Genomic DNA, 12,504 nt, shown 5'->3' with positions numbered 1-12,504 from the left:
TACCAAAATTTACAGAAATGAATATTGAAACTATAAACAATAGCATTCAACCTCAAAAAGACAAGCTTTTACAACATTCTTTGTACAATAAAATCCAGAATATTGATGATCTTCATAGCTTTCTGGAAAACCATGTTTTTGCTGTTTGGGATTTTATGTCATTGCTAAAAGCACTACAAACGAAACTTACCTGCACTACAACACCATGGTTTGCAACAAAAAACCCTGAGACAAGATATTTAATCAACGAAATTGTTCTGGCGGAAGAAACTGATTTAACTCTTGACGGAAGAAGACAAAGCCATTACGAAATGTATCTGGAAGCTATGGAAGACTGTGGCGCTGATACAACCGGAATTAATGCTTTTTTATCTGAAGTACATTCACTTCATAACATCTTTGTTGCTATCAAACAAAGTTCTTTACCTATTGAGGTAAAAGCATTTTTGGATTTTACTTTCAGGGTAATCGAACAAGGAAAACCACACGAAATCGCTGCTGCCTTTACCTTTGGAAGAGAAGATTTAATTCCGGGTATGTTTACCGAAATTCTGAAAAATTTCCAAAAGAACTTGCCTGAAATTAATTTAAGCAAACTGCTTTATTATTTTGAAAGACATATCGAACTTGATGCTGACGAACATGGACCAATGGCGATGCAAATGATTACTGATTTATGCGGTGATGATGCACAAAAATGGAAAGAAGTTGAAGAAGTTTCTATTTTAGCACTAGAAAAAAGAATCGGTCTTTGGAATGCAATCGAAGAAGAAATTGTCATGAAAGCAGAAATGGTGTAAAAACCAAAGCTCCCTATTTAACGTAACTATTTGTTTAGAATGACCTAAATTTAATTTAGCTAAATTATGACAACAGCGTTCAAACAAATAGTTATTGTTTTTCTTTCCATTTTCCTTATTAGTTGCAGTTCTGATGAAGGCGCTACAGAGAATACTATCGTGCCTCCCGCAAAGCCTGTTCCAAATGCAATAAAGTATTTAGCTTTGGGAGACAGCTATACGATAGGTCAGAGTGTATGTGAAACCTGTAATTTTCCCACGCAACTTCAGGCAACCTTGCGAGCCATTTATCCACAAAGCAGTACCGCATTAAAAATAATTGCCACAACAGGCTGGACAACCTCAAATTTACTTTCGGCAATAAACGTAGAGAAGCCAGAGCCAAATTATGATTTTGTCACTTTACTAATTGGCGTAAACAACCAATATCAAGGAAAAAGTTTTTCGATCTATGAAAAAGAATTCCCCGAATTAGTTACCAAAGCAATCACTCTGGCGAAAGGTGATAAAAAGAATGTTATTGTAATTTCGATTCCCGATTATGCCTATACTCGTTTTGGGCAAATTCAAATGGGGGGTCAGGGTGAAATAATAAGCTCAGAAATAGACCAATACAATAGTTTTGCAGAGAATTATTGCAAAAATAACGATATTGTCTTCGTATCCATAACAGATATTACAAGACAGGGACTCAAGAATACCTCCTTAGTCGCCTCAGACGGCCTACATCCATCGGAGAGCGCTTATAAGTTATTCAATGAAAGAATACTGCCTAAAATAATAATAACGCTTCAGGATTGATATTTTAGCATAACTATCTCTTTATCATCGCCATAACATACTCATCAGAAAAGAAGAAATGGCACCAAGCATAAACCATAGCAATCTCGAAACCCGATTGTCGCGTATAATTTCAATTTTATTCACATCTTTCATAATACAACTTATAATTGACAAAATTATAGTGCAATCAAAAAACAGAAAGTCTATAAAGGCCATTAATATACCAGATTAAGACAAATATCAATTCATAAAGAGAAACCCTCAAAAGAATATATTTTCTTCAAGAACTACTGCAAAATCAGAAAAAACTCGAAAAATATATTTAATTTTACTTCATTCTGCTACCGACAACACAGGTTAAAAGAACAATAAACGATGCAAGTTGTACCTCCAAAAGAATTATCACCTTATATAAAACATTATCTTTTTTTAGAAAGAAAAGGCAATGACATTCAAAAACTTCGCTTATTTTCTGATGGTAATACCGGTATCGTATTCTCGTTGAAAAGCAAACTTATATCGGGATTTGATAATTACAAAACACAAAATTATCTGCCTACTTCTTTTTTATATGGACAGCTAAATAATTTTAAAGATGTTTATTCCGGCAGTGAAATGTCGATTGTAATTGTAGTTTTTCAACCAAACGGCTTACATCAGCTTTTGGGAGTTGACAGCGGCGAATTTCGCGATTCCATTATCACGGTTGATGCTATATTTGGTCAAATGGGCAGGGATCTCGAGGAAAAATTAGGCGCATTACTAACAATTCCGGATCGCTTACAACTCCTGAATCATTTTTTTAAAACGCTTGAAGCGAAAAAACCACGGACAAACCAATTAATAGCGGATGCCTCCTTAGCTTTTATCATCAAAAATAAAGGACAGTTTTCTCTAAAACAATTAGTTGCTTACACCGGTTACACGGAAAGACATATAGAAAGAAAATTTACGGAAGGTGTTGGATTAAATCCAAAAAAGTTTGGCAATATTATAAAACTGCATCATTTTCTGAAACTTCTTAAAAACAAAACGGAAAACACCTCTCTTACATCCATTTCTTATGAAACAGGATTTTCTGATCAATCGCATCTCATAAAAGAATTTAAGAAGCATACAGGCATGACACCCAGTGAATATCTGCTTAATACGGGGAAACTGACAAACAATTTTATCGAGACCTTTACAAAGAATGCGCTTTAAATGTCGGTTTTATACAATTTATCGATTCACGCTACTCTTACTTTTGGACTATTCTTAAATAGTCCATCAAATGAAAAATCTAAAAATAGCTACTGCTCAGTTTGAAAACAAAAGCGGTGACAAAAACTACAATTTAACTGTAATTGAAGAACTTACAAAAAAAGCTTCAGGAGAAGGTTGCGATGTGATTGCATTTCACGAATGTTCCATTACCGGATATACTTTCGCCAGACATTTATCGAAAGAGCAATTGCTGGAAGTTGCTGAAGTAATTCCAACCGGGGGTAGTATTTTAAAACTTATCGAAATAGCCAAAACATATAACATTGTTATACTGGCAGGCCTTTTTGAAAAAGACGAAAATGACGCTTTATTTAAAGCTTATGTCTGCGTCGATAAAAATGGTTTAGTTGCCAAATACCGCAAACTTCACCCTTTTATAAACCCCTATCTCACTCCCGGAAACGAATATTGCATCTTTGAAATCAAGGGATGGAAATGTGGCATCTTAATTTGTTATGACAATAACATTATCGAAAATGTACGGGCAACAACGCTATTGGGAGCTCAGATTATTTTTATGCCTCATGTCACCATGTGCACCCCTTCTACCCGACCTGGCGCCGGTTTTGTCGCTCCCGAGCTCTGGAAAAATCGCGAAGCCGACCCGACTTCTTTACGAATAGAATTTGACGGAATGAAAGGCCGTGACTGGTTAATGAAATGGCTGCCGGCAAGAGCCTACGACAATGCCATATACGCAGTTTTCTCCAACCCAATTGGTATGGATGATGATCAATTGAAGAATGGTTGTTCCATGATCATTGATCCTTTTGGGGATATCATCTCCGAATGCCGTTCTTTTGAAGACTCCTTTGCAACTGCACTCATTACCCCTGAAAAATGCATTCAGGCAGGAGGGAATCGCTACCTAAAAGCCCGAAGACCTGATTTATATCGAGATATTATTGGCCAGGACCATCAATCCGAACAAAATGTAGCATGGCTAACTACAGAAAATAAGAAAAGTTAAAACTAAAAATTTCAAAGTCTTTCACCTCTCAAAAATCTATCTTTGATAGAGATTAATTTACAGCATAAACACAATAATGGAATTTCTTAAAACTACAAACAAAGATATCGATGCCGTTTTCGATATATATAATGAGGCAACCTCTTACCAAAAAACGGTCAACATAAAAAGCTGGAGAGGCTTTGAAAAATCACTAATAGAAACTGAAATTAAAGAAGACCGGCATTTTATAATAAAAGAAGATGATGAAATAGCCTGCACTTTTGTTCTTACTTTTAATGACTTAATCATATGGAAAGAAGCCGCTGCAGATCCTGCGGTATACATTCATCGTATTGCTACGAATCCAAAATTCCGAGGTCGTTCTTATGTTAAAAAAATCATAGAATGGGTAAAAATATATGCCGTTCAAAATGATAAAAACTATATCAGACTTGACACTCACAGCGGAAATGAAAGAATAAATAAGTATTACACAAGTTGTGGTTTTGATTACAAAGGTATCAGTACTATCGAATGGACATCAGAACTACCGGAACATTATAAAGAAGGATCTTTTAGTTTGTTTGAAATTAAACTTTAAGAAAATGGTTTAAAAGAATAGAAAGCCCCTTACGATAACTTCGAAGGGGGTTTGTTCTGTTTATAAATTCTCTGAGGAGCTTTATTTTATGATTTTCAAAATCAAAGAAACTTTATAAAGATAAATTTACGACGGCCTTACCCTTTCTTAGATTTCCATATAAATCCATCGAGAATATAATGTGTAAATTGTGGTACACTCAGCAATGGCACTGCCAAAAACTCCCATCCTGAAAAATTTATTGCTTCAAAAGAAATATTTTCATTCCAGACAAAAACTTCCCAAAGAAATTCTTCTGCAAAAGCAATGCATAATAAGATTATTGCATAAATAAAAATGCCTTTGTACTTTTTCAAATAACGTAGTTTCCCTAACTCCGAATCTGTTTTACCATCGATTTCTCTAAAATAAACCAGCGCCATATAAGGGATTCCATGAGAAATAACATTCAGCAATGTAAAAATCAAATCATCATTAAAATAAACAATTCCGAAGTACCAAGAAAGTGCTGTCCCTAAAATAATGCTGTTTTTAGGGATATTAAAAAATCTGTTTTTTACCGAAGCGTAAAACGTATAAATCAGATATGTGGTTAAAATTGCAATGTAAATCCAAAATGCAATTGTTAGAATCGTTTGGTTATGGAAACGAAAAAATTCGTTTTCGACGAACCAGTTGAACTTTCGCGGAGACGACAAAAACCAATACAACATCGGATATCCTGTTGAGGAATAAATCGTGAGATTGTCTATCCAAACCGACAATTTTGCTTTATTTTCATTTCGCGCATACAATCGCATAAAACCATATTGCTGTCTGATAAAATGATAAACAGCCACATAAGCCAGAAAAGACCAAAACACAATTCCTCCAAAAGCAAAGAGAATAAATCCAATAGAAAAACAAATTACTGGTAAAATCGTCAGCAGTTTTTTTCTTTTTTCGAACTCGTCTTTTACAAAATAGGTTTTAAATAAAGTAGCATAAACATGTGCAACATCAATAAAAACAATTAAAAAAAGCCAAGTATAAAATGAGTACTGCTCTTCGATCTTACTGATAAAATCCTGAAACAGAAAAATGATGGCCAACACAAAAAAGGACGGGCCAATTATAAAAAGAAAATCTGTTTTAGCTTTATGAATCCAGGGTTGTCTCATCTAAAATCTGATTTACGGTATTAATTCCGCAGTGAAAAGCTTCTTCAAAAATAGAAATTCCAGACAAATCGGTATGGGCAAAAAATACTCGATTAACTATATTTTTTTTAGCTTGTTTTTTGGCCTCTCCAAATATGAAACCCGGAACTGGACTTATCATACCGTGTCCCAATACAAAAACTTCCATTTCTTCTGTAACATTTTCAATATCGGGATGTGCAATTTTCAGGTCATCAAACACCATTTGTTTCCAATGTTCCGTTTTCTTTTTATAAATTTCTTTTCTCGTCTTTTTAAGATCCGCACTTGAGAAACTATAATAATAGGTAATCACTTTCTTAGTCTGAACCTGATTTAAAGACTGATGTTGATCGTATACATATCCCAATCCTTTTGATCCGTAAATCACATTATCCCAAGATAACGGAAAGCTGAAATCATCCTCCAAGTCAGAAACTACAAGTGTTGCGAGAAGCCAGGGTGTATAATGAAAATGTTTTGTAAACTCCTTTCTGTCTTTTAGAATATATTGATTCACAAATTGAGGCGTTGCCATTATCACTTTATCAGCAACAATAGTAACAGCAGTTTTTTTATGGTCATCAAATGTTTTAACGATAACTTTATTATTCTCGATTTTAAGTTCGTAAACCAAATGATTTTTAAGTGCTTTATCTTTAGAATATTTCTTTAAATGACTTGCTAATCTGGCATTCCCTTCGGGCCAGGTTAACACACTATCTCTTTTATCTGATGTTGCATCCTGCTTTCTACCGGCAAAATAATGAATTCCCGCCCAGGCCGAAACGTATTCTATTCCCAATCCAAAATCGTCTTTACAACAATAATCGATATACTTAAATAAAGGTTCTGATTTGAAATTGTTTTTTTCAAACCACTCTTTCATCGTTATTTTATCTAAAGCTCTGGTATTTTCATCTGCAGAAGAAAGGTGAAGCGGAATATCAAACAAGTATTTCCCGTCTGCTCCTTTTTTTGTTCTAAAAGTATCCATCTGTTCAAAAAAAACTTTCAATTCTGCGTCTTCCGCCGGAGAATTTCCTTCTTTTGGAACTACACCTTCCTGCCAATTATTTTTATAAAACAATCTCTCATCTGGTGCAAAAGTAAGTTGCAACTCATCAAAAACAGGAAGTCCGTTTGAATCGTAACCTTGTATTATTTTTTCTTCTTCCAGAAAATTCAATAGTTCTTTGTCCTTAAAGTTAGGCAAGGGCAGATAATGTGCCCCAAGTGGAAATTTAGAATGTTGATTCTCGCCATTTGAAGAATTTCCGCCTAAGTGCCCTTCCAATTCCACAAGAATAAAATCAGAAATGCCTCTTTTTGTCAATTGGCGTGCTGCGCTTAAACCAGAAATTCCACCTCCAACAATAAGATAAGGTGTTTGAATCTGAGAAGTTGGTTCAGGAAAATCTTTGATCCACAATCGATGCCCCAAAAGATGTTTGGTTCCTGATAAACGAATCATGAAAACGGCAATTTTATCTGTACAAAACTGCAAAAACGGAACAAGAAGCAGAGAAGCTGTAATTCCTTTTACAAAACTTCGTCTGGAACTACTATAATTTTCCCCATTCTTCATCAAAATAGCGCACTAAAATTTGGTTATCTAAACGATTGATCTCAATTTCATTTGAGATCATATCTTTAGTAAAGTAGTTAAATCGGTCAAACTGATAATTATAAAACTTCAGTCCCGATGCTTTTCTGTTTACCGTATTAAAAGTGGTGTTAAAACCATTTATTGCAATGGTAAACCCCCATTCTCCAAACGACGGAACATACGCATGATAAGCATCTGTCTGAGGGAAAACTGCCATTACTGTTTTATTGATACACCAAAATGATTTTGGTGCAAAATAAGGCGAAGTTGTTTGTACCACTATCGCAGCATCTGGTTGGAGAATACTCTGAATGGTCTGATAAAAGTTTAATGAATATAACTTCCCCAGACTATAATTAGACGGATCAGGAAAATCGATAATTGCAACATCATATTTTACTTTTGAACTTTTTGCCCAAATATAAGCATCCGTATTGATTACGGTAACTTTAGGATTGTTTAACGAATTCTGATTCAGATCTGTCAATACTTTATTGGTTTTAAACAATTTGGTCATTCCCTCATCTAAATCAACCAAAGTAATTGTTTTTACGTTTTTGTATTTCAGAATTTCGCGCACTGCCAGGCCGTCTCCCCCACCTAATACCAAAACATGATCTGCCTTTTTGGCAATTGACATTACAGGATGTACAAGTGCTTCGTGGTAACGATATTCATCAGCAGAACTAAACTGTAAGTTATTATTAAGATACAACCTGTAATCGCTCTTATTATGCGTCAGGACAATCCGTTGATAAGGAGTTGAATTGGTATAAATGATATTTTCTCCGTACAATTTCCCTTCTGAGTACGACAAGATATTCTCTGAGAATATAAAAACAGTCAGTAATACCAAGAATGAAAAAATAGCTTTTGCTTTTAAAAAATAGCTCTTTTTTAATTCCGAATCTAAAACAAAACACAGTGCGATTGCAATACTGACATTAATCATTCCAAAAAACAAGGAAGTCCCCATAATTCCTAACTTCGGAACTAAAATTAAAGGAAAAAGAATAGAGGCCAATAAAGCTCCAATATAATCAAAAGTAAAAACATTCGAAACCAAATCTTTAAACTCGACTTTATCTTTTAGTATGTTCATCAGTAACGGAATTTCCAGTCCGACTAAAAAACCGGTTACAAAAACAAGCAGGTATAAAATGAATTGAAAGGAAGCTACACTTTCAAACAGTAAAAACAAGACAACCGAACTCAATCCTCCAATTAACCCCACTAATATTTCGATTTCGACGAAAGTATTCAGTAGGTTTTTATTGAAAAACTTAGAAAAAAAAGAGCCTATACCCATCGAAAACAGATATACACCAATGATAAATGAAAATTGCTTTACAGAATCGCCTAATAAATAACTTGCGAGTGTTCCTGCAACAAGTTCGTAAACAAGTCCACAGGTTGCAATTATAAAAACGGCAAAAAGAAGCAAAAATTCAAACTTGATAAACTTTTTACCCATGTATTGCGGCACTAATAATCATTGAAATCCCAATGATAAATGATGCAAGCACAATTGCAACAGCAACATTGTTTTTTTCAACGACTTCTTTCCAGGTATTTTCCGGAGTAATTTTCTCGATTATAAAATAGGCAACTAACAAAATAATGATTCCTAAAAAAGAAAAAAGAATCGAATTGATAATGGGTTGGTAGTGTATTAAATCCATAGTTTAAAGACTTATTTATGATAAAAACGGTTTATTGAACTTCTATTTCCTGACGAACTGTAACTTTCTGTTGATTCGCAATCACAGATTCGGTTTCCCGAATACGCAAAATGCAAATAGACCCCAAAGCAAAGCAATCCTATAGCTATTGCTACTAAATTATTTTTTATAAAATCAAATGTATTTTTCATATTGTTTATTCGCTATAAGGGGAATAACTACTGTCTGCCCATCTTCTTTTTTCAAAATTAAATCTGGCAAACCCGATAATAACAAGAATAACAATCATAAAGATAATAACCAGCCAGACATTTCGATTTGAAGGCTCGTTCCAGACTACTTTAAACTTCATCACATTATTACGAACATCCTCGGGTGCTTTCTGAGGTTTAATCAAAAGGTGGTATTTCCCTCCTTTTACCCCGCAGATATTAAATTCTTCGGATTGCTTACCTTCTGTCCAACTTGAACCGTCTTCATAACCGGAATAATATTCGATATCCTTATTGGCATGAGTTTCTTCATTTGTTTTTTCATCGACCAGAGCAATGTCAACATTCGCCCAGGAATTATCAACCTCAGTCGAAACCCAAATAGTCAATGGAGCAGAACCTCCTTTTAACTCAAACGAGTCGCTTAGAAGTTCTTTGTTATTATAACGATCAAAAGTAATCTCTTTAGAAAATACGTTTTGTTCTACCTGATCTTTATAAATGTACCAGTTTGAGGAAATAATCAATAAAGCAAAAAGACAAAATATAATAGCTGTATTACTCAGGTTAAAATAAAAAGGCTGCACCACATTTACACCGGTCTGATATCTTAATAAACTGCTAGGAAATGCTTTCCTAATCTCATCTTTACTAATATACTCCCCTAAATAAGTGGTTTCAACGTTATCCATTTTTTCAATAGAAACCATAAATGGAGGTCTGATATACTCTACCATATGAATCCACGTATTACGCAATGAAAAATCGAAAAAACCCTGAGCTGTTTCAATTGCGACATCGCAATATTCGTACAGATTAAAATTATCTTCTTTATATTCCAACGAACGTGGATGGCTCTTTACATCATATTTATCCTCAATTTCCTTTAAAAATATCCAATGACCGTTTACTTCAGAAAGATAAACAAACTCGTTTGTTGCACTGGTTAGAATATATTCTCGCCATAAATGTACTCGGCCTACTACTTTGACCATCATACCTGTAACAGTATACTCTTTTCCTTTCAGAAATCCTTTATTTCCAACAGCAAAAGCAAAACCATCTTTGTTAGGCTTATACTTAGATTTTCGTTTAAATTGTCCGTCATCCTGTTTTACATACAAACTACAGCATGCCGGGCAGACAAAATTAACCACTTCAAAACCAACCCCTAATTCGGTAACGGTATTACAATCGTAACAAGGAACTTTCATATATTAACGGTTAATTTCAAAATCTTTTATAATTGTTCCTTCAAAATAGGCAACATAATCTGCCATAACATCTTTTACCTTTTGTGAATTATCCTGCAGGTAATTACACAAATAAACATCAAGGGTTAACTGATTGTACTCCGGCCAGGTATGTATACAAATATGAGATTCTTTTAAACAAAATGAAATCGTAAAACTGTCGTTTTCGAAATTGTGAACAACAACGCCTACTTTTTCCAAGGAATATTTTTCTAAAATCAAATGGGTAACAGCAACAAAACCATTACTATCAGTAAGTTTATGAGTTTCATCAACATGTAAAGTAACCAGTTTATGCAATCCTGGCGAATAAGGAGGTAAATCCATTAAAGTTATTTAGGTAACAAAAGTGGGCAAATATATACTATTTTATTTAATAATTTTAACTTAAAAAAGACTAAAAATTATTCATCACCAGCTGTTTTTGGGCACAATCCTGATTACTGCAACTGTCTGCTTATTTCAAAAAGTTGCTTCTATCCCATTAACCACTATATCTCTTGCGGCATTAGAACAAATAAGAATAGAAATTCATTAAACAAAAAGCCCTGAAACTACAATCATTTAATTTCTTTTGAATAGACACTCTTATAATTGACAAGCTGATCGCATAAAAAAAACTTGATTTTCAAATCATCCTTACTGTTTATAATTTCCTGAACCTCTTTTTGATCCACAAGGAAATAACAAAACTTAGACAATTCCTCTTCCGGAATTTTTAAATTTCTTAAAATATACTCTCGATGATTATCGTTAAAAAACTTAATGTTTGTTTCCTTACTCTCAATCAAAATCAAATTTTTCAATTTCTTAGTTCTACCATTAATTGCATTAAGTATAGGATCCACTTCCATTGACCCCGCCAAAAGCCCCAATAAGTGTATGGGTTTAAAATCACCGGCAGTATACAGTTGTCGTTCAACCTGAGTTTTTCTTTTTATCGCTTTGGGTATGATCCCTAACGAAACAGCATTGATTTCACTGCTTTTATCTATTGTAACCTCTTTTAGTTGATATGCTCTTTTGTTCATTTGAACCTTCACTTCCGACATTAAAATATCCTCAGCTTTAACTGAAAGCCTCAAAACCTCTAAATCAATTGAAGAGAATAAAAGGATATCCCCTTCTCTAACTTTGATTAAAAAAGCCCCAAATTTGTCTGTAACTCCTGAATTCACATCAAACTTATCCGACGAAGACTCATTTATAACATTGACATTACCATACGGAACACCATCTACAACAACAAACCCTTTTACTACTATTCTCTGCTGAGAAAAACCATATGATGAAAGCAATAAAAAAGCGATTACCAGTATTCTCATACGTATTTGTTATCTAAATTTTGGGAACCTAATTTAAAATAGGCCGATTTGAGTACCCAAAACTAAAAATAAATCTTCACCCAAATTTAAATTTAACTTATTTTTCTGACAAGAAACTTCCCTCTACTTTATTTTGGATCAAAAGTTCGTGGTATTCTATTATTTTTGCAGTTCTATTTAGGAAAACAGATTTTTTTTGAAGCAAAAATCTCATTTTTAAAACCTCTTTGGTTCACTAAACAAAAGTTAGGTTCAAAACTTCTAAAATTCTTATCTGTAGATTTTTTTTAACCGCAAAGCTCGTTAGGGGTTTACGTAAAGAACGCGAAGATAAGTCTAATCTGGACTTACATCACTTATATGGTTTAAAAAAGCCAACAACCAAAAAGTCTATAAAACAAAAAACCCCATCCGATTTGGATAGGGTTTTTAAAAAGAAAGGCGACGACATACTCTCCCACATAACTGCAGTACCATCTGCGCAGGCGGGCTTAACTACTCTGTTCGGGATGGGAAGAGGTGAGCCCCGCCGCAATAACCACCTTAAGGTCGTTGTTACTTGAGGTAACGTACAATTAATTAAAAATTTAATATTAATAATTAAATAATTGCAACAATATCTTAACATACTGAGATAAAGAATATAAAAAAGTCCTTGACATGAGTCGAAGGGAGAAAGTTTCTTCCCCACACCGAAGTGTGGGGAAAAGGGTGTACATAAGCTTACGGATTATTAGTACTACTCGACTATGACATTACTGCCTTTACATCTATAGCCTATCAACGTGGTCATCTTCCACGATCCTTAAAAGAAATCTCATCTTGTGGTGGGTTTCGCGCTTA

The 12,504-nt window shown here is 34.1% G+C and carries 12 protein-coding genes and 2 rRNA genes; 5 read left to right on the top strand and 9 right to left on the bottom strand.

The genetic code is table 11. The features are described from left to right. The first annotated feature begins 17 nt into the window (after positions 1-17). From AB674_RS14115 to AB674_RS14095, 5 genes are all read left to right on the top strand, one after another. Positions 18-800, top strand: coding sequence for a DUF3050 domain-containing protein (locus AB674_RS14115; RefSeq protein WP_047777622.1), 783 nt, complete (start codon positions 18-20; stop codon positions 798-800). Positions 801-866: 66 nt separating this feature from the next. Then, positions 867-1,601, top strand: a complete 735-nt coding sequence (locus AB674_RS14110) for an SGNH/GDSL hydrolase family protein (RefSeq protein WP_047777621.1) — start codon at positions 867-869, stop codon at positions 1,599-1,601. Positions 1,602-1,958: 357 nt separating this feature from the next. Then, positions 1,959-2,786 carry a helix-turn-helix domain-containing protein gene (locus AB674_RS14105; RefSeq protein WP_047777620.1) on the top strand — a complete coding sequence of 276 codons (828 nt, stop codon included), beginning with the start codon at positions 1,959-1,961 and terminating at the stop codon, positions 2,784-2,786. A gap of 70 nt (positions 2,787-2,856) precedes the next feature. After that, a complete protein-coding gene (locus AB674_RS14100; protein WP_047777618.1) occupies positions 2,857-3,819 on the top strand; it encodes a nitrilase family protein in 963 nt (320 codons plus the stop codon). A gap of 76 nt (positions 3,820-3,895) precedes the next feature. Continuing rightward, a complete protein-coding gene (locus AB674_RS14095) occupies positions 3,896-4,402 on the top strand; it encodes a GNAT family N-acetyltransferase (RefSeq protein WP_047777617.1) in 507 nt (168 codons plus the stop codon). Between the two features lie 137 nt (positions 4,403-4,539). Here AB674_RS14095 and AB674_RS14090 read toward each other — a convergent pair whose 3' ends face one another. From AB674_RS14090 to AB674_RS14050, 9 genes are all read right to left on the bottom strand, one after another. Continuing rightward, a complete protein-coding gene (locus AB674_RS14090) occupies positions 4,540-5,562 on the bottom strand; it encodes a hypothetical protein (RefSeq protein WP_047777615.1) in 1,023 nt (340 codons plus the stop codon). Further along, positions 5,540-7,168 carry an FAD-dependent oxidoreductase gene (locus tag AB674_RS14085; protein ID WP_082210644.1) on the bottom strand — a complete coding sequence of 543 codons (1,629 nt, stop codon included), beginning with the start codon at positions 7,166-7,168 and terminating at the stop codon, positions 5,540-5,542. Before AB674_RS14085 ends, AB674_RS14090 begins: the two co-directional genes overlap by 23 nt. Beyond that, positions 7,146-8,663 (bottom strand): polyamine aminopropyltransferase, encoded by a 1,518-nt coding sequence (locus tag AB674_RS14080; RefSeq protein ID WP_047777614.1) that lies wholly within the window; start codon positions 8,661-8,663, stop codon positions 7,146-7,148. The genes AB674_RS14085 and AB674_RS14080 overlap by 23 nt, the downstream gene beginning before the upstream one ends. Continuing rightward, entirely contained in the window at positions 8,656-8,871 is a 216-nt protein-coding gene (locus AB674_RS14075) for a DUF350 domain-containing protein (protein ID WP_047777612.1), read from the bottom strand. The genes AB674_RS14080 and AB674_RS14075 overlap by 8 nt, the downstream gene beginning before the upstream one ends. Positions 8,872-9,067: 196 nt before the next feature. Further along, positions 9,068-10,297, bottom strand: coding sequence for a DUF4178 domain-containing protein (locus AB674_RS14070; RefSeq protein WP_053004280.1), 1,230 nt, complete (start codon positions 10,295-10,297; stop codon positions 9,068-9,070). Positions 10,298-10,300: 3 nt separating this feature from the next. After that, complete coding sequence (gene speD, locus AB674_RS14065; protein ID WP_047777610.1) at positions 10,301-10,663, bottom strand: S-adenosylmethionine decarboxylase; 363 nt, start codon at positions 10,661-10,663, stop codon at positions 10,301-10,303. Positions 10,664-10,896: 233 nt separating this feature from the next. Next, positions 10,897-11,661: a hypothetical protein gene (locus AB674_RS21925; protein ID WP_053004279.1), complete on the bottom strand. Its 765-nt coding sequence runs from the start codon at positions 11,659-11,661 to the stop codon at positions 10,897-10,899. 436 nt (positions 11,662-12,097) lie between these two features. Then, positions 12,098-12,207: ribosomal RNA gene (gene rrf / locus AB674_RS14055) — 5S ribosomal RNA — on the bottom strand. Positions 12,208-12,374: 167 nt separating this feature from the next. Beyond that, positions 12,375-12,504: ribosomal RNA gene (locus AB674_RS14050) — 23S ribosomal RNA — on the bottom strand; the annotation flags it as partial.

This window comes from Flavobacterium sp. ABG (assembly GCF_001027725.1).
In the GTDB taxonomy this organism is placed as follows: Bacteria; Bacteroidota; Bacteroidia; order Flavobacteriales; family Flavobacteriaceae; genus Flavobacterium; species Flavobacterium cupriresistens.
Note: the sequence above shows the minus strand (reverse complement) of the source record. Positions and strands in the feature narration are given on the sequence as shown.

What these genes read in the sequence shown, in the direction of transcription:
- AB674_RS14115 (WP_047777622.1), top strand. Translation starts at nt 18, where the DNA reads ATGAATATTGAAACTATAAACAATAGCATTCAACCTCAAAAAGACAAG.
- AB674_RS14110 (WP_047777621.1), top strand. Translation starts at nt 867, where the DNA reads ATGACAACAGCGTTCAAACAAATAGTTATTGTTTTTCTTTCCATTTTC.
- AB674_RS14105 (WP_047777620.1), top strand. Translation starts at nt 1,959, where the DNA reads ATGCAAGTTGTACCTCCAAAAGAATTATCACCTTATATAAAACATTAT.
- AB674_RS14100 (WP_047777618.1), top strand. Translation starts at nt 2,857, where the DNA reads ATGAAAAATCTAAAAATAGCTACTGCTCAGTTTGAAAACAAAAGCGGT.
- AB674_RS14095 (WP_047777617.1), top strand. Translation starts at nt 3,896, where the DNA reads ATGGAATTTCTTAAAACTACAAACAAAGATATCGATGCCGTTTTCGAT.
- AB674_RS14090 (WP_047777615.1), bottom strand. Translation starts at nt 5,562, where the DNA reads ATGAGACAACCCTGGATTCATAAAGCTAAAACAGATTTTCTTTTTATA.
- AB674_RS14085 (WP_082210644.1), bottom strand. Translation starts at nt 7,168, where the DNA reads ATGAAGAATGGGGAAAATTATAGTAGTTCCAGACGAAGTTTTGTAAAA.
- AB674_RS14080 (WP_047777614.1), bottom strand. Translation starts at nt 8,663, where the DNA reads ATGGGTAAAAAGTTTATCAAGTTTGAATTTTTGCTTCTTTTTGCCGTT.
- AB674_RS14075 (WP_047777612.1), bottom strand. Translation starts at nt 8,871, where the DNA reads ATGGATTTAATACACTACCAACCCATTATCAATTCGATTCTTTTTTCT.
- AB674_RS14070 (WP_053004280.1), bottom strand. Translation starts at nt 10,297, where the DNA reads ATGAAAGTTCCTTGTTACGATTGTAATACCGTTACCGAATTAGGGGTT.
- speD (WP_047777610.1), bottom strand. Translation starts at nt 10,663, where the DNA reads ATGGATTTACCTCCTTATTCGCCAGGATTGCATAAACTGGTTACTTTA.
- AB674_RS21925 (WP_053004279.1), bottom strand. Translation starts at nt 11,661, where the DNA reads ATGAGAATACTGGTAATCGCTTTTTTATTGCTTTCATCATATGGTTTT.